This window comes from Pseudomonas sp. 25 R 14 (assembly GCF_900004755.1).
GTDB classification, from domain to species: domain Bacteria; phylum Pseudomonadota; class Gammaproteobacteria; order Pseudomonadales; family Pseudomonadaceae; genus Aquipseudomonas; species Aquipseudomonas brenneri.
In genome coordinates this window covers 1-16,983 of sequence record NZ_CVTS01000015.1, presented here as the reverse complement: position 1 = coordinate 16,983, position 16,983 = coordinate 1, and the positions used below count along the sequence as shown (strand labels likewise).

Annotated in this window: 17 protein-coding genes; 10 read left to right on the top strand and 7 right to left on the bottom strand. The window is 61.6% G+C overall.

The window, feature by feature from the left end:
- Positions 1 to 7: 7 nt before the first annotated feature.
- The 8 genes from pepP (at position 8) to gcvH (ending at position 8,837) form a co-directional block, all read left to right on the top strand.
- The gene (gene pepP, locus BFQ03_RS02615; RefSeq protein WP_065942419.1) at positions 8 to 1,330 is read left to right on the top strand and encodes a Xaa-Pro aminopeptidase; all 1,323 of its coding nucleotides are present in this window, start codon (positions 8 to 10) and stop codon (positions 1,328 to 1,330) included.
- Positions 1,327 to 2,514 (top strand): 2-octaprenyl-6-methoxyphenyl hydroxylase, encoded by a 1,188-nt coding sequence (gene ubiH, locus BFQ03_RS02610; protein WP_032856972.1) that lies wholly within the window; start codon positions 1,327 to 1,329, stop codon positions 2,512 to 2,514. The genes pepP and ubiH overlap by 4 nt, the downstream gene beginning before the upstream one ends.
- On the top strand, positions 2,507 to 2,992 hold the full coding sequence (locus tag BFQ03_RS02605; RefSeq protein WP_032856973.1) for a DUF4442 domain-containing protein: 486 nt from the start codon (positions 2,507 to 2,509) through the stop codon (positions 2,990 to 2,992). Before ubiH ends, BFQ03_RS02605 begins: the two co-directional genes overlap by 8 nt.
- Positions 2,993 to 3,001: 9 nt before the next feature.
- Complete coding sequence (locus BFQ03_RS02600) at positions 3,002 to 4,219, top strand: 2-octaprenyl-3-methyl-6-methoxy-1,4-benzoquinol hydroxylase (RefSeq protein ID WP_167360836.1); 1,218 nt, start codon at positions 3,002 to 3,004, stop codon at positions 4,217 to 4,219.
- A gap of 126 nt (positions 4,220 to 4,345) precedes the next feature.
- Positions 4,346 to 5,350 carry an extracellular solute-binding protein gene (locus tag BFQ03_RS02595; protein WP_032856975.1) on the top strand — a complete coding sequence of 335 codons (1,005 nt, stop codon included), beginning with the start codon at positions 4,346 to 4,348 and terminating at the stop codon, positions 5,348 to 5,350.
- A 195-nt stretch (positions 5,351 to 5,545) separates the two neighbouring features.
- Positions 5,546 to 7,162, top strand: a complete 1,617-nt coding sequence (locus BFQ03_RS02590) for an ABC transporter permease (protein WP_032858948.1) — start codon at positions 5,546 to 5,548, stop codon at positions 7,160 to 7,162.
- Positions 7,163 to 7,318: 156 nt separating this feature from the next.
- Positions 7,319 to 8,401: a glycine cleavage system aminomethyltransferase GcvT gene (gene gcvT / locus BFQ03_RS02585; protein ID WP_032858947.1), complete on the top strand. Its 1,083-nt coding sequence runs from the start codon at positions 7,319 to 7,321 to the stop codon at positions 8,399 to 8,401.
- 52 nt (positions 8,402 to 8,453) lie between these two features.
- Positions 8,454 to 8,837 (top strand): glycine cleavage system protein GcvH, encoded by a 384-nt coding sequence (gene gcvH / locus BFQ03_RS02580; protein WP_032858946.1) that lies wholly within the window; start codon positions 8,454 to 8,456, stop codon positions 8,835 to 8,837.
- Between the two features lie 55 nt (positions 8,838 to 8,892).
- On the opposite strand, the gene BFQ03_RS02575 is transcribed toward gcvH, so the two are convergent.
- From BFQ03_RS02575 to BFQ03_RS02550, 6 genes are all read right to left on the bottom strand, one after another.
- Positions 8,893 to 10,035, bottom strand: coding sequence for a DegT/DnrJ/EryC1/StrS family aminotransferase (locus BFQ03_RS02575; RefSeq protein ID WP_065942417.1), 1,143 nt, complete (start codon positions 10,033 to 10,035; stop codon positions 8,893 to 8,895).
- Between the two features lie 161 nt (positions 10,036 to 10,196).
- Positions 10,197 to 10,514, bottom strand: coding sequence for a DUF2388 domain-containing protein (locus BFQ03_RS02570; RefSeq protein WP_029289499.1), 318 nt, complete (start codon positions 10,512 to 10,514; stop codon positions 10,197 to 10,199).
- Positions 10,515 to 10,583: 69 nt separating this feature from the next.
- Positions 10,584 to 11,030: an NfeD family protein gene (locus BFQ03_RS02565; RefSeq protein WP_032858942.1), complete on the bottom strand. Its 447-nt coding sequence runs from the start codon at positions 11,028 to 11,030 to the stop codon at positions 10,584 to 10,586.
- Between the two features lie 10 nt (positions 11,031 to 11,040).
- Positions 11,041 to 11,961, bottom strand: a complete 921-nt coding sequence (locus BFQ03_RS02560) for an SPFH domain-containing protein (RefSeq protein ID WP_032858941.1) — start codon at positions 11,959 to 11,961, stop codon at positions 11,041 to 11,043.
- 86 nt (positions 11,962 to 12,047) lie between these two features.
- On the bottom strand, positions 12,048 to 13,799 hold the full coding sequence (locus tag BFQ03_RS02555; protein ID WP_065942416.1) for a type IV pilus assembly ATPase TfpB: 1,752 nt from the start codon (positions 13,797 to 13,799) through the stop codon (positions 12,048 to 12,050).
- Positions 13,800 to 13,883: 84 nt separating this feature from the next.
- Positions 13,884 to 14,219 (bottom strand): hypothetical protein, encoded by a 336-nt coding sequence (locus tag BFQ03_RS02550; protein WP_065942415.1) that lies wholly within the window; start codon positions 14,217 to 14,219, stop codon positions 13,884 to 13,886.
- Between the two features lie 127 nt (positions 14,220 to 14,346).
- On the opposite strand from BFQ03_RS02550, the gene BFQ03_RS02545 reads away from it, so the two are divergent.
- Positions 14,347 to 14,817, top strand: coding sequence for an Lrp/AsnC family transcriptional regulator (locus BFQ03_RS02545; protein WP_029289490.1), 471 nt, complete (start codon positions 14,347 to 14,349; stop codon positions 14,815 to 14,817).
- 166 nt (positions 14,818 to 14,983) lie between these two features.
- Here BFQ03_RS02545 and BFQ03_RS02540 read toward each other — a convergent pair whose 3' ends face one another.
- On the bottom strand, positions 14,984 to 16,351 hold the full coding sequence (locus BFQ03_RS02540; RefSeq protein WP_065942414.1) for a CYTH domain-containing protein: 1,368 nt from the start codon (positions 16,349 to 16,351) through the stop codon (positions 14,984 to 14,986).
- A gap of 160 nt (positions 16,352 to 16,511) precedes the next feature.
- Here BFQ03_RS02540 and BFQ03_RS02535 point away from each other — a divergent pair.
- The coding region (locus BFQ03_RS02535; RefSeq protein ID WP_139115623.1) for a M20/M25/M40 family metallo-hydrolase at positions 16,512 to 16,983 on the top strand (472 nt) is incomplete at its 3' end.

Sequence of the window (16,983 nt, the reverse complement as noted above, 5' to 3'; positions counted from 1 at the left end):
TCTGCCCATGATCCATATCCCCAAAGCGGAATACACCCGCCGCCGCAAGGCGCTCATGGCGCAGATGGAACCCAACAGCATCGCGATCCTGCCGGCCGCCGCCGTGGCGATCCGCAACCGTGATGTCGAGCATGTCTACCGCCAGGACAGCGACTTCCAGTACCTGAGCGGCTTCCCCGAACCGGAAGCGGTGATTGTGTTGATGCCGGGCCGCGCCCATGGCGAATACGTGCTGTTCTGCCGCGAACGCAATGCCGAGCGCGAATTGTGGGACGGCCTGCGCGCCGGTACCGAAGGCGCGATTCGCGAATACGGCGCCGACGATGCTTTCCCGATTACCGATATCGACGACATCCTGCCCGGCCTGATCGAAGGTCGCGACAGGGTGTACTCGGCCATGGGCAGCAATGCCGAGTTCGACCGGCACCTGATGGAATGGATCAACGTGATCCGCTCCAAGGCGCACCTCGGCGCGCAGCCGCCGAACGAATTCGTTGCCCTGGATCATCTGCTTCACGACATGCGCCTGTATAAATCCGCCGCAGAAGTGAAGGTGATGCGCGAAGCTGCGCGGATTTCCTGCGCTGCCCATATCCGGGCGATGCAGGCCAGCCGCGCCGGGCTGCATGAGTTCAGCCTGGAAGCCGAGCTTGATTACGAGTTCCGCCGGGGCGGGGCGAAGATGCCGGCTTATGGCTCCATCGTCGCGTCGGGGCGCAACAGTTGCATCCTGCACTACCAGCAGAATGACGCGTTGCTCAAGGATGGTGATCTGGTTTTGATCGATGCCGGCTGTGAGATCGACTGCTACGCCAGCGATATCACCCGCACCTGGCCGGTCAATGGCAAGTTTTCCGCCGAGCAGAAAGCGATCTATGAAATCGTGCTGGCCTCTCAGGAAGCCGCCTTTGCGCAGATCGCACCGAACAAGCACTGGAACCAGGCGCATGAGGCGACAGTGCACGTCATCACCGCCGGGTTGGTGAAGCTGGGCTTGTTGCAGGGTGATGTGGACGAGTTGATCGCCAGCGAAGCCTACAAGGCTTTTTATATGCACCGCGCCGGACACTGGCTGGGCATGGATGTGCATGATGTCGGCGAATACAGGGTCGGCGGCGAGTGGCGAGTGCTGGAAGTGGGCATGGCCCTGACCGTGGAGCCGGGCATCTACATTGCCCCGGACAACCAGAACGTGGCAAAGAAATGGCGTGGCATAGGCGTGCGCATCGAGGATGACGTGGTGGTGACCAAGCAAGGCTGTGAAATTCTGACCGGCGGCGTACCCAAGACCGTGGCCGAGATCGAAGCACTGATGGCGGCCGCCCGATGAGCCGGGTCAACCTGGCCATTATCGGCGGCGGCCTGGTGGGCGCCAGCCTGGCGTTGGCGTTGCAGGCCGGGGCCAAGGCCCGGGGCTGGAAGATCGTGTTGATCGAACCCTTCGCTCCCGGCGACAGCTATCAGCCGAGCTACGACGCCCGCTCTTCGGCGCTGTCGTTTGGTGCGCGGCAGATTTACCAGCGCCTGGGCGTGTGGCAGGACATTTCCCGGCGTGCCGAGCCGATCAAGCAAATCCACGTTTCCGATCGTGGCCGCTTCTCTACCGCCCGCTTGTCGGCGCTGGAAGAAGGCGTGCCGGCCCTGGGCTACGTGGTGGAAAACGCCTGGCTCGGGCAGTGCCTGTGGCAAGGCCTGGACAAGGACGTGATCAGTTGGCGTTGCCCGGCTGAAGTCAGCCGCCTGGAACCGCTGGCCGACGGCTACCGCCTGACCCTCAACGATGAAACCGTCATCGAGTGCGACCTTGCGGTACTGGCCGATGGCGGCCGCTCCGGCTTGCGCGAGCAGTTGGGTATTGGCGTCAAACAGCGTCCCTATAACCAGAGCGCGCTGATCGCCAACATCACCCCTAGCGAAGCGCATAACGGCGAGGCGTTCGAGCGTTTCACCGATGAGGGCCCGATGGCCTTGTTGCCGCTGGCGGACAACCGCTGTGCGCTAGTCTGGACCCGTGTCGGCATGGACGCCCAGCGCTTGGCGCAGTTGGATGAGCGCAGCTTCCTCAGTGAGTTGCAGGGCGTGTTCGGCTACCGCCTGGGCACCTTGAAACAGGTCGGCGCGCGTCACTTATATCCGCTGACGCTGGTGGAGGCCGAGGAGCAAGTGCGCTCGCACTTGGTGATCCTCGGCAACGCCGCCCACAGCCTGCACCCGATTGCCGGCCAGGGTTTCAACCTGTCGCTGCGCGACGCTTATGCATTGGCCGAGGCGTTGTTGGGCGGGCCGGCAATACCGGGCGACCTGGCGACCTTGCAGGCCTACCGCGAACGCCAGCGCCTGGATCAGCAAATGACCGTGGGTTTCTCCGACCAGGTCACCCGCCTGTTCGGCAGCGGCCAACCACTGGTCGCCATGGGCCGCAACCTGGGCCTGCTGGGCCTGGACCTGTTGCCGCCGGCCAAGCGCTGGTTCGCTCGGCAGGCCATGGGCCTGGGTACGCGCCCCGATGCGTAAGTGGCTGATCGAGCGCCTGGGCAAGGCGCGGTTGTTGCGCTGGTTCTTGAGCCTATACCCGCCGTACCTGGGGGCTGGGGTTCGGGTGCAGCACCTGAGTGCGGATTTTCGTCACGCCAAGGTGCGCATGGGCCTGGGCTGGTACAACCGCAATTATGTCGGGACCCAGTTTGGCGGCAGCCTGTATTCGATGGTCGACCCGTTCTACATGCTGCTGTTGATGGAGAACCTGGGGCGCGACTACATCGTCTGGGATAAGGCCGCCAGCATCGATTTCATCTCGCCGGGCAAAGGCCCGGTGTATGCCGAATTTTCCATCGACGACGCCTTGCTGGATGAAATTCGTCGACAGACCGCAGGTGGCGAGAAGTATTTGCCCCACCTCAAGGTCCTGATTCATGACGGCTCCGGCACCCTGGTGGCGCGCGTCGACAAAACCCTTTACGTGCGGCGCAAGCCGCCAGCGAGACAGGCTTAAAGCATGGACATGCGCGCAGATGTGCTGATTGTCGGGGCCGGAATGGTCGGAAGCGCCCTGGCGCTGGCGTTGCAAGGCAGTGGCCTGCAAGTGCTGCTGCTCGACGGCAGCCCGTTGAGCGTCAAGCCATTCGACGCCGCGGCTCCTTTTGAACCGCGAGTGAGTGCCTTGTCGGCGGCCAGCCAGCGCATTCTTGAGCGCCTGGGGGTGTGGGATGGCATTGCCAGCCGCCGCGCCAGCCCGTACGGCGAGATGCAGGTCTGGGATGGCAGCGGCACCGGGCAGATCCACTTTTCGGCGGCCAGCGTGCATGCCGAAGTGTTGGGGCATATCGTCGAAAACCGCGTGGTCCAGGACGCCTTGCTCGACCGCCTGCACGACTGCGACCTGGGCCTGCTGGCCAATGCCCGCCTGGAGCAGATGCGCCGCTCCGGCGACGACTGGCTGCTGACCCTGGCCGATGGCCGCACCCTGCGCGCGCCATTGGTGATCGCCGCGGACGGGGCCAACTCGGCGGTACGCCGCCTGACCGGCACCGCCACCCGCGAATGGGATTACCTGCATCACGCCATTGTCACCAGCGTACGCAGCAGCCAGCCGCACCAGCGCACGGCCTGGCAACGTTTTACCGACCACGGGCCGCTGGCGTTCCTGCCATTGGTGCGCGATGGCCAGGAAGATTGGTGTTCCATCGTCTGGTCAACCACACCGAGCGAGTCCGAACGCCTGATGGCCCTGGACGACGAAACCTTCTGCCGCGAACTAGAACGTGCCTTTGAAGGCCGGTTGGGCACCGTGGTCAGTGCCGACCCACGCCTGTGCGTGCCACTGCGCCAGCGTCACGCCAAGCGTTACGTCGCCGAAGGCCTGGCCCTGATTGGCGATGCGGCCCATGTCATCCACCCGTTGGCGGGGCAGGGCGTTAACCTGGGGTTCCTCGACGCGGCGGTGCTGGCCGAGGTGCTGCTGCAGGCGTCCGAGCGCGGTGAGCGCTTGGCCGATGTGAAGGTGCTCAGTCGCTACGAGCGCCGGCGCATGCCCCACAATCTTGCGCTGATGGCGGCAATGGAGGGCTTTGAGCGGTTGTTCCAGGCTGATCAATTGCCGTTGCGCTGGTTGCGCAATGCCGGGTTGAAGATGGTCGACCAGATGCCCGAGGCCAAGGCGCTGTTTGTGCGCCAGGCGCTGGGGTTGACCGGGGATCTACCGGATCTGGCCAAGCCCTGAGGCCAGTTGCCGCACCCCAGAATCCAGTTATGCAACATCTCGTAACGCCTCCACCAAGTGTTCGGTTGAGATGCTAAATGTGAGTCCTTATCATTTGCACTCCTTCGATTACGAGAGACCGCACCCATGTTGGCACCCAAGCGCCTCCTGACTGCCCTGGCACTCACCCTGATTGCCAGCACGACCGCCCAGGCGGCTGACGAAGTAGTGGTCTACTCCTCTCGTATCGACGAGCTGATCAAGCCGGTATTCGACGCTTACACCAAGAAGACCGGCGTCCCGATCAAGTTCATCACCGACAAGGAAGCGCCGCTGATGCAGCGCATCAAGGCCGAAGGCGAGAACGCCACCGCCGACCTGCTGCTGACCGTGGATGCCGGCAACCTCTGGCAAGCCGAGCAGATGGGCATCCTGCAGCCGTTCACCTCCAAGGTGATCGACGCCAACATCCCTGCGCAATATCGTGCTGCAAGCCATGCCTGGACCGGCTTGAGCCTGCGGGCGCGGACCATTGCCTACTCCACTGCCCGCGTGAAGCCGGGTGAGTTGACCACCTACGAAGCCCTTGCCGACAAGCAATGGGAAGGCCGCCTGTGCCTGCGCACGGCGAAAAAGGTCTACAACCAGTCGCTGACCGCCACCCTGATCGAGACCCATGGCGCGGCCAAGACCGAAGAAATCATCAAGGGCTGGGTGAGTAACCTGTCCACTGACGTGTTCTCCGATGACGTTTCCGTGCTGGAAGCGATCAACGCCGGGCAATGTGATGTCGGCATCGTCAATACCTACTACTACGGCCGCCTGCACAAGCAAAAGCCGGACCTGGGCGTCAAACTGTTCTGGCCGAACCAGGGCGACCGTGGCGTGCACGTCAACCTGTCGGGTATTGGCCTGACCAAGCATGCACCGCACCCGGAGGCGGCCAAGGCCCTGGTGGAGTGGATGACCACCCCAGAAGCACAGAAGATCTTTGCTGACGTGAACCAGGAGTTCCCGGCCAACCCGGCGGTGCAGCCGTCTGCAGAAGTAGCTGCCTGGGGTAAGTTCGTTGCCGATACCCTGCCGGTGGAAGTCGCGGGCAAGCGCCAGGCCGAAGCGATTCGCCTGATGGATCGCGCGGGCTGGAACTGATACGGGCTTAAAAACACCGCAAATCTAATGTGGGAGCTGGCTTGTGTGGGAGCTGGCTTGCCTGCGATAGCATCACCTCGGTATTTCTGATAAATCGAGGTGTCAGCATCGCGGGCAAGCCCGGCTCCCACAGAAACCAGCTCCCACAATGTTTTGTACATGCCTCCAAATCATCCACTGCTTGAGAATCCGCTTTTGGCCCACCCCGCCCAACGCCGCTGGTACCTGCCAGTCTTCACCGTCGCCGCCCTGGTGCTGCTGCCGTTGAGCGTCCTGCTGTTGTCCTGGCAAAGCATCGACACCCAAATCTGGTCCCACCTGTGGGACACCCAGATGCCGCGTCTGCTGGGCAATACCTTGACTCTGGTGCTGGGCGTCGGGGTTGGCGTAACGGTGCTGGGCGTCAGCCTGGCCTGGCTGACCAGCCTTTGTGAATTCCCCGGCCGGCGCTGGCTGGACTGGGCGCTGATGTTGCCGTTTGCAATTCCCGCCTATGTGCTGGCGTTTGTCTTCGTCGGCCTGCTGGACTTCTCGGGGCCAGTGCAGACCCTGATGCGCGAGTGGTTCGGCACGGGCCTGCGCCTACCGCGCGTGCGCTCCACCAGTGGCGTGATCATCGTGCTGGTGCTGGTGTTCTATCCCTACGTCTACCTGCTGGCGCGCACCGCCTTTCTGGCGCAGGGCAAGGGGTTGATGGAAGCGGCGCGGGTGCTGGGGCAATCGCCGTGGCAGGCGTTCTGGCGAGTGGCCTTGCCCATGGCGCGACCGGCCATCGGCGCTGGCGTGGCCTTGGCACTGATGGAAACCCTGGCGGACTTCGGTGCGGTGTCGGTCTTTAACTTCGACACCTTCACCACCGCGATCTACAAGACCTGGTACGGATTTTTCAGCCTGTCCAGCGCCGCGCAACTGGCGAGCCTGCTGCTGCTGGTGGTGATGCTGGTGCTCTACGGCGAGCGCCGTGCCCGTGGTGCCAGCCGTCCCAGCAATGAACGGCCGCGCGGCAAGGCGCTGTATCACCTGCGTGGGTTCAAGGCGGCTGCGGCGAGTGGTTGGTGCGGGTTGGTATTTGCCTGCGCCTTTGTCATCCCCATGATCCAATTGGTGGCGTGGTTCTGGCAGCGCGGTCGTTTTGATCTCGATGAGCGCTACGCTGGGCTGATCGTGCATACCCTCTACCTGGGGGGCATGGCCGCGCTGATCACCGTCAGCGTGGCGCTGCTGCTGGCGTTCGCCAACCGTCTGGCGCCGACCCGGGCGATTCGTTCCGGGATCAGCCTGGGTAACCTGGGTTACGCCTTGCCGGGTTCGGTGCTGGCGGTGTCGATCATGTTGGCGTTCAGCTATCTGGACCGTGAACTGGTAATCCCTGTTTCCGGCTGGCTGGGGGGCGCGGGCAAGCCGTTGTTGCTGGGCAGTCTGTCGGCACTGGTGATGGCCTATCTGGTGCGCTTCCTGGCCGTGGCCTATGGCCCACTGGAAAACAGCCTGGCACGTATTCGCCCGTCCCTGCCGGAAGCGGCGCGTAGTCTTGGGGTCAGTGGGCCACGACTGTTTTGCAAAGTGTATCTGCCACTTTTGCTGCCAGGCACTTTGAGCGCAGCCCTGCTGGTGTTCGTCGACGTGCTCAAGGAAATGCCCGCGACCTTGCTGATGCGCCCATTCGGCTGGGATACGTTGGCGGTACGCATCTTTGAGATGACCAGCGAAGGCGAGTGGGCGCGCGCCTCCTTGCCCGCTCTGACCCTGGTATTGGTCGGCCTGTTGCCGGTCATCGGCTTGATTCGACGTTCTGCCCGACGAATCGGTTAGGTGCCAGTCCTACGGCTTGAGGCTACAATGCGCGGCATTCGGTGCGGTCCATCTTTCAGATCGGATGGCTGAACGTGGCTGCAAGCCTTGTATTTCAAGGTGTGTAGCCCGAACGGCGACCGTCCGCACCTTCGCCACGCCCGGAAGGAGAAACCCATGGGACAGCGTACGCCTCTGTATGACCTGCATCTCGCCCTAGGCGCGAAAATGGTCGATTTTGGCGGTTGGGATATGCCTTTGCATTACGGCTCGCAAGTCGAGGAGCACCATCAGGTGCGCCGTGACTGTGGGGTGTTTGATGTTTCCCATATGACCGTGATCGACATCTCGGGCCACCAGGCCAAGGAGTGGCTGCAATTGCTGCTGGCCAATGATGTCGATCGTTTGCATGGCTGTGGCCATGCGTTGTACAGCGCCATGCTCAACGAGCAGGGCGGGGTGGTGGACGACATGATCGTCTACCGTGCCGACGACGGTTACCGGCTGGTGGTCAATGCGGCCACCCGCGACCAGGACCTCGCCTGGATGCAGGCCCAGCTGGGCAGCTATCAGGTACACATGCGCGAGCGTCCGGACCTGGCCATGCTGGCTATCCAGGGCCCTCAGGCCCGGCACAAGATTGCCGAACTGGTCACCCAGTCACGCGGCGTCTTGATCCACCAGCTCAAGCCTTTCGAGGGCCGTGCCGACGGCGACTGGTTTATCGCCCGTACCGGTTATACCGGTGAAGATGGCCTGGAGATCGTCCTGCCTGCCGACCAGGCCCCGGCGTTCTTCAATGACCTGGTAGGCGCGGGTATCTCGCCCATTGGCCTTGGCGCGCGTGACACATTGCGTCTGGAGGCCGGAATGAACCTCTACGGCCAGGATATTCACCTGGGCGTTTCACCGTTGGCCGCCAATATGGCCTGGAGCATTGCCTGGGAACCCGCCAGTCGCAACTTCATTGGCCGCGCCGCCCTGGAAGCCGAGCGCGCGGCTGGCGTGCAGCTCAAACTGGTGGGCCTGGTGCTGGAAGAACGTGGGGTTTTACGCGCTCATCAAGTGGTTCGCATCGCTGATGTTGGCGAAGGAGAGATCACCAGTGGTAGTTTCTCTCCTACGCTGAGCAAATCCATTGCGCTGGCGCGTGTACCGATGGCCACCGCTGACCGTGCGGAAGTAGAGATTCGCGGTAAGTGGTACCCGGTGCGAGTGGTCAAGCCGACCTTCGTGCGCCATGGCAAGACCTTGATCTAACCTTTTCCGGCGGGCCAATGGCCGCTGACATTTCTTTTTGAGGACACAGACTATGAGCGATATCCCTGCCGCACTGCGTTTTGCCGAAAGCCACGAATGGGCACGCCTGGAAGCCGACGGCAGCGTGACCGTCGGGATCTCCGACCATGCCCAGGAAGCATTGGGTGATGTGGTTTTCGTTGAGTTGGCTGAAGTGGGCAAGGTGTTCGCCGCCGGCGACGCGGCGGGCGTAGTGGAGTCGGTGAAGGCTGCTTCGGATATTTATTCGCCAGTGTCGGGTGAAGTAATTGCGGTCAACGATGAATTGGCCGATGCCCCTGAGTCGCTCAATGAAAAGCCCTACGAGGCCTGGATCTTCAAGCTCAAGCCAAGCAACCCCGCCGAGCTGGAAAAGCTGCTGGATGCTGCCGGCTACAAGGCCGCCATTGGCGAATAAGCCTACGCACAACCCATTGTGGGAGCGAGCAAACCCGCTCCCACATTGATTGGGTTTAACCCGTCTGCAGTACTGTTTTCACCGCCGCGACAGCACGCTCCACATCCGCCTTGCTCATCGCCGTAAACATCGGCAACGAGACAATCAAACGCCCGACTTTTTCGGCTACCGGGAACATGCCTTCCTTGAACCCTTGTGCCCGATACAAACTCAGCAGGTGGATCGGCGGGTAGTGGTAGCCAATGCCTACACCCTGGGCCTGCATCTGCTCCATGAACGTGGCACGGGCCGGGAGGCCATCCTGACGCTCGGGCAGTACCAGTTGGAACAGGTGCCAATTGCTGTTTTCAAAGTCCGCAGGCGGTAGTTGCGCGCCGTACGTTGTCTCGAAATCGCTGCCAAAACACTCGAAGTAATGCCGGGCCAGGGCCTGGCGATGGGCGGTGACCTGTTCGATCTGGGCAAACTGGCCCAGCCCGATTGCGGCGGCGATGTCAGTCATATTGAACTTGCCGCCCAGTACATCCACGTCCAGGCCATCGAAGCCGCTGCGAGTAACGCCTTGCAGCCGGTACTTTTCCGCCAGGCGCGCTTCTTCGGCGTTGTTCAGCACCAGGCAGCCGCCTTCGGAACAGGTGATGTTCTTGTTCGCCTGGAAACTGAACGAGACAAGATCCCCGGTGGCGCCAATCCGCTGGTCATCCCAACTGGAGCCCAGCGCCTGGGCGGCATCCTCGACGATACGCAACCCGTATTTGTTGGCTAAGGCGTAGAGCATCGGCATATCCAGCGGCAGGCCCGCCAGGTACACCGGAATGATCGCCTTGGTGCGCGGCGTGATGGCTGCTTCCACCTGAGCCAGGTCGATATTTCGGGTGACCGGATCGATATCGGCAAACACCGGTGTGGCGCCCACCTCCAGAATCACATTGGCCGTCGCCACCCAGGAGATCGGCGTGGTGATCACTTCATCCCCCGGCCCGACGCCGGCGATACGCAGGGCAATCTCCATGGTGCAGGTGCCGGAGTTGAAGGTGCGTACCGGCCGGCCGCCAAAGTACTCCGATAATTGCGCTTCGAACGCCTGCACCTTCGGCCCGCTGGTGATCCAGCCAGAGCGCAACACATCACCGACCGCCGCGATGGTGGCTTCATCAATGACCGGTTTTGAAAACGGCAGGAAAGGCAGTTGGCTCATGATGTCGAAGATACCCGCTTGAGAAAAACCAAGAATAAAAACTCAAATCAACCCCGGCATCGTCGCACGAGGGAACTGAATATAGCCTGTCGCCTGTGAACGTATCGTCGAAAAACAGGCAAAAAAAAGCCGCTCTAAAGCGGCTTTTTCATGCGCCGGATTTACTCGGCAGCCACAGCGTTTTTCGCCAGGATGGCGTTGGCCAACTCCATATCAGTGGCTTTCAGGCCTGGGTTGTCTGCACGCACTTTCTGCATGGCGGCTTCCAGGTATGGGCCACGGATACCGCCATCACTGGCGACGAAACTGCCGGCATCGTCCTGGGCGGCGACGACCAGCTTGTGGTCCTTGAAGGTCAGGTACGTGGAGCCTGTGGTAGCGCCCGACGAGATGACGTTACGCCAGAAGCTGTCGGCCATCGCTGAACCAACAGGAAGGGACAGCACGGCGAGGGTGGCGACAGCATATTTGAGACGCATGATGGGTGACTCCGACTGGGTTAACTGAACAGTTTGATTGTAGATAACCCAGCCTAGTTCCGTGGATGACTAAACAGTTTCGACCCGTAAAATCACACCGTCCTGGCCAACCACCCGGACTTGAGCGCCTACTGGCGAATCCTGCCCGGTGACCATCCACACGCCGTCACCGACCTTGATCTTGCCCCGGCCATCGATAATGGCTTGATGCACCATAAAGGTGCGACCAATCAGCTCCGAACCACGCATGTTCAGGCCCGGTTGGTCGCTGGCCTTGGCGCTGCTGCGCTGGCGTTTCCACCAGTACACCGCCGTCAGTATCGACAGCACGGCAAACAGCAGCAGTTGCAGCTCCAGCCCAAGCCCCGGCATCAGGAACTTGAGCACGCCAACCGCTGCTGCTGCGATGCCCATCCACAGCAGATAACCGCCGGCACCAAACACTTCGAGAATCAACAGCACCGTGCCCAGCGCCAGCCAATCCCAGAACGACAGGTGTTGCAGGAACTCCCACATGGTGCGGGCCTCAGGCTTTCTTGTTGTCGAAGGTGGCCTTGACGATTTCGCCGATGCCGCCCACTGCGCCGATGACCTGGCTGGCTTCCAGCGGCATCAGGATCACCTTGCTGTTGTTGGCCGAGGCCAGCTTGCCCAGTGCATCGATGTATTTCTGTGCGACAAAGTAGTTGATGGCTTGCACGTTACCGGTAGCAATCGCTTGCGACACCACTTGGGTGGCGCGGGCTTCTGCCTCGGCCTGACGTTCACGGGCTTCGGATTCGAGGAACGCCGCCTGACGACCCCCTTCAGCCTCCAGGATTTGCGCCTGTTTCTTACCTTCGGCGGTCAGGATGGCGGACGCTCGCAGGCCTTCAGCCTCAAGAATCTGTGCGCGCTTGATCCGCTCGGCTTTCATCTGGCCCGACATGGCGGCCATCAGGTCGGCAGGCGGGCTGATGTCCTTGATCTCGATCCGGGTGATCTTGATGCCCCACGGCGCGGTGGCTTCGTCGACCGTGCGCAACAGCTTCTCGTTGATACCGTCGCGCTGGCTGAGCATGGCGTCCAGTTCCATGGAACCGAGCACCGTACGGATATTGGTTTGCAGCAGGTTGCGGATCGCATGTTCGAGGTTGTTGACCTCGTAGGCCGCCTGGGCGGTGTTCACCACCTGGAAGAAACACACCGCGTCGATCTGTACCGTGGCGTTGTCGGCGGTGATCACTTCCTGGGGCGGAATATCCAGCACGCTTTCCATCACGTTGATCTTGCGCCCGATGCGGTCCATCACCGGAATGATGATATTCAGGCCAGGCTTGAGCGTGTTGGTGTAGCGGCCGAAACGCTCCACCGTCCATTGGTAGCCCTGGGGTACGACCTTGAAGCCCATGAACAGGATGGCGATGGCCAAGCCGACGAAGAGGAGAAGCACGGTTCCGATCTGCATAACGATTCCTTGTCTGGTGGTGGTGACGCGAGGTCTGTCGATTGTAACGGGGTTGTCGTAGATAAGAACGGTTTACTCGTTCAACGCTACAGTGCCGGCGTGACCCGCAACACTTCTTCCAGGGTGGTCAGCCCGTCGGCAACCTTGTGAGCGCCCGCCAACCGCAGGTTGCACATGCCGTCTTTGAGGGCTTCGCGACGCAATGCCTGCAGATCGGTATCGACGCAGACCAAGGTCCTGGCGCCGTCATTCATCAGCATGACCTCGTAGATCCCGATGCGTCCGCGATAGCCACTGTCCCGGCAATCCGCGCAGCCTTTGGCCTGGAACGCGCCGACAGGTGTCGGTAGCGCCCATGGCCGCGTGGCACTGTTCCAATCGTCCTCGTTCAACGTCACCGGGCTTTTGCAGTGCGGGCACAACCTGCGCGCCAGGCGCTGGGCCATGACCCCCAGTAATGTGGCCTTGATCAAGTAATGGGGAATGCCCAGCTCCAGCAGGCGGCTGACCGCGCTGGGGGCGTCGTTGGTGTGCAGGGTCGATAGCACCAGATGGCCGGTCAATGCCGCCTGGATTGCCATTTCGGCGGTTTCCAGGTCACGGATCTCTCCGATCATGATGATGTCCGGGTCCTGGCGCATCAGCGCGCGGACGCCGCTGGCAAAGGTCAGGTCGATATTGTGCTGGACCTGCATCTGGTTGAAGGCCGGCTCGACCATCTCGATAGGGTCTTCCACCGTACACAGGTTGACCGTGCGGTTCGCCAGTTGCCGCAGGGTGGTATAGAGGGTGCTGGTCTTGCCTGACCCCGTGGGACCTGTGACCAGGATGATGCCGTTGGCCTGACGGGTCATATGTTGCCAGCGCTGCAGGTCATCGGCCGAAAGCCCCAACTGCTGAAAGTCCTGGAGCAGCACCTGGGGATCGAAAATCCGCATCACCAGTTTCTCGCCGAAGGCCGTGGGCAGGGTCGAAAGACGCAGCTCCACTTCGATATCCGTGGGTGTCTTGGTCTTGATCCGGCCATCCTGGGGTTTGCGCTTCTCGGCGACATTCATCCGCCCGAGGCTTTTCAGGCGGCTGACCACGGCGGTCGTGACCTGTGGCGGAAACTGATAGACATCGTGCAGCAACCCATCGATGCGCAAGCGCATGCGGCCCTGGTCGCCGCCGGGCTCGATATGGATATCGCTGGCGCGCTGGCCGAAGGCAAATTGCAGCAGCCAGTCGACAATGTTGACGATGTGCGCGTCGTTGGCATCGGGCTCCTGGTCGCCAGCGCCAAGGTTGAGCAACTGCTCGACAGGGGACGCCATGGGGTTGGTCTGGTCGGCCCCGCTGACCGACCTGGCTAGCCGGAAGAACTCCTGGGTACAACGGCGGATCACCTGGGGGTTGGCCACCACGCGCTTGATCGAACGCTTCAAGACATGACCCAGGCCCGTTTCCCACTCACGCAGGTACGGTTCGGCACAGGCCACCGTCACGCTGTCGCGATCGAGGGCGACCGCCAGGATGCTGTGCCGCTGGGCGAAGGCGTGGGACATCAGTGGCACCACGCTCGCCACATCGATTTTCAGTGGGTCGATGCGCAGATAGGGCTGTTCGACGTGAATGGCGAGCCATTGTGTCAGTGCTTCCAGAGACAGCGACATGCCCGGCCGCGCAGGGTCGGGCAGTGACTGGTCGGCGAGAAACTCCAGCGGATGCAAGTCGTTGGTCGGGGTGCGCCGCAAGCGTTCGGCAAGGGCTTCGTCGAGCAGGCCGTGGGCGGTGAGGGCGGGCAGCAGTTCGTCGAGGCAGAGCCTGCGATCCTGAAGTTCTGGCACTGCGGGCATGGCGGTTTCCTGGGCGATTTCAAGCAGTAGCGCCAAGGCTAGTCCCACCCTGATTGCTGTCGCCCAGTGGGTTATTACCGGTTTTTACTGAGCCGCCGCCGATACCGCTTGCAGCCTTGTGGATTCAACAGGTTGCAGCTCCAGCGAGCACACGCTGATCAGGTTACGAAGTTTTTCACCGATCACCTGGGCGCGGTGCCAGCTCAGGCCGTCCATCACCACCTCGACGTTCAGCAGGTCTTCGTCGCGGGTCACGTTTACCTGTTGCGGCACCAGGAACTGCAAGGCGAAGTAATTGAGGATCCGGCACAGCACATCGGGTTCAGCCTCGGCGAGGATCTGGTAGCGCACCTGGCAATGGCTGTTGCTGACTGCCCAGGCATCGTGGCGGGTCGCGGGGCTGGTGGGGACTGAATGCATGGCCGTTCTCCAAATCTGACTGGAGAAATTTTTACATGGCGTGTCGGGTATTTCTTATCTATGTTTGAGCGATATGCCTTATAAATGACTTATACGATTCGTAGGTAATGGTTTGTAAGGTATTTTTATGCACAGTGAGTTGGATGTCTACGACCGCCGGATCCTGGCGTTGCTCCAGGAAGACGCGTCGCTCTCCAGCGCGCAGATTGCCGAACAAGTCGGGCTATCGCAGTCGCCCTGCTGGCGGCGGATCCAGCGGCTCAAGGAAGAGGGGGTGATTCGCGCGCAGGTGACGTTGCTCGACCGCAAGAAGATCGGCCTCAACACGCAGATCTTTGCCGAGGTCAAACTCAACGCCCACGGGCGGTCCAACTTCACGGAGTTCACTGAGGCGATTCGTGGATTCCCGGAAGTACTGGAGTGTTATGTGCTGATGGGGGCGGTGGATTTTCTGTTGCGCATTGTCACCTCGGATATCGAGGCGTATGAGCGTTTCTTCTTCGAGAAACTGTCGATGGTGCCGGGGATACAGGAGGTCAACTCGATTGTGGCGCTGTCGGAGATCAAGTCCACTACCAGTCTGCCAGTGTTGCGGTGAGAGTGCGGACGTCATCGCCGGCAAGCCCTAATGCCAGTCAGTTAAGGCTTTTTTGTAGGCGCGAGCTTGCTCGCGAAGAACGTGAGAGCGCCGCGTTTACCTAGCAAACACGCGTTATCGTTGACGTCCTTCGCGAGCAAGCTCGCTCCTACACGCGATAGCAATCTTACAGACGCAGCAAAGTCTTCCAGGCCCGGTTCTGGTACACCGCAATCACCTGATGCATCCGCGCATCCAGCGACTCATCAGTGATCGGCAGGTTGGCCAGCGCGGCCAACTTGTTCAGCTCACCGTACAAACGATCCAGCTCCGCAATTTCCAGCAGGTGGCGGGCATGGTGCAGCCACGCCTGCAGGCGCTCGATGCGCGGCAGTTGCTCGGCCAGGTCTTCCGGCTGTTGTTGGTAGCGCGGCAGGCGCAGGGCGACGGCTTCGTCGGCCAGCAGGCGCGGCAGCCAGTTGGCGACCTGGGCGGCGCCCTGGCGGTTGCCGCGCACGTTGCGGTCCAGGGTCCAGGTGCGGGCCAGCAGCCAGCGCGAAGTGTTCAGTGAGAACAGGCCCCAGCGCACGTCGTCCAATTCTTCGATGAACTGCTCTGGCGCGGCCTTGCGCACGTCTTCATCCTCTTCGCCGGCCTGGACCAGTGGGCGCCAGTCTTCCAGCAGGGCGTCGAGGGCACTGCGCAGTTCGCTGGTGGATTGACGTGGCGCGGCCTGGCCGAGGCTGCCGATCAGGGCGCGCATTTCGGCGAGGTTTTCCACCCAGTCCTGCAGCAGGCGCCAGTGGCCGTTGAAACGGTACTGCTCGGCCAGGCGCTGGCTGCTGCCCAGCAGATGCCACATCAGCGCGGCGAAAACGTCATCCAGAGGCATTTGCGGTTGCAGTTGTGGGGCAGGCAGGCTCAGGGAGTAGCTGCTGGCGTCGAACAGGCGGTAGCCGCGTTCGGCCTTGCTGATATCGCACGGCATCAGCGCCAGGGTCTGGGCCAACTCGGCAGCCAGTTCCAGCAGGGCGGCGGGTTCGCCTTCGCGCAGTTCCAGTTCCAGCTCGCAGATTTCTTCCTTCTGCTTGCCGGCGATCACGTGGCCCAGGTCCAGGGCTGCTTCGATCACTACCTTGGCTTTGCCACGGCCCCAGGCGATCTCGGCACGCTCACGGACGAAATCGGTGGTGAAGATCGGCTTGAGGGTCTTTTTGTCCAGTTCAGCCAACTGCTCGGGCCAGCATTCTCCGTCGAGTTTTTTCACGTCGAGCTTGGCCTTGGGCAGTTCCCAGTTGTACTCGTTACGTTCCGACAAACCGGCGACGCTCTGGCCACGGGTCTTGAGGGTCTGGATCACGTCGTCGCCGTCCTTGCGCAGGCGCAGGGCAACCTTGGCCTGGGCCAGGTCGCGCTCGGGGGTGTCGAAGTACTGGTTCATCAACTCACGGCGTTCCCAGCCACTTTTATTGCGTTTTTTCAGGAGCGGGTGCTCGCGCAGCGCGGCGAGGGTCTCGCGGCTGACGCGAAGCTTGATTTCGGTTTCTTTTTGCATGGCCGGAACATCCAGGATCGGGAGTGCAGCCGGGGGAAAAGGTGGCTGCCAAGGTCGTGCAGTGTACAGGACTGAGCCCGGCAACGTGCCGCAACGGGTTTATTGTGTAATGCAGATGGTTCTATGATGGGTTTCATCTGTGGAAGTTGAGAGACCGCGCATGCCTTTACCGTCCATGAAAGAACAATTTGCCGCACTGATTGCCGCGCCATCGGTCAGTTGCACCCAAGCGTCTCTCGACCAGACCAACCGCCCGGTGATCGACCTGCTCGCAAGCTGGTTGGGCGACCTGGGTTTCGCCTGCGATATCCAGCAGGTCAGCCCCGGCAAATTCAATCTATTGGCCAGCTTCGGCAGCGGCCCCGGTGGCCTGGTACTGGCGGGGCATAGCGATACCGTGCCTTACGATGAGGCGCTGTGGCAGACCGATCCTTTGAAGTTGACGGAAGTGGATGGCCGTTGGGTAGGACTGGGTAGCTGCGACATGAAGGGTTTTTTCGCCCTGGCTATCGAAGCGGTCCTGCCGCTGCTGGACCAACCGTTCAAGCAACCGCTGTTGATCCTCGCGACCTGTGATGAAGAAAGCTCCATGGCCGGCGCTCGCGCCCTGGCTGCGGCGGGCCGCCCCCTGG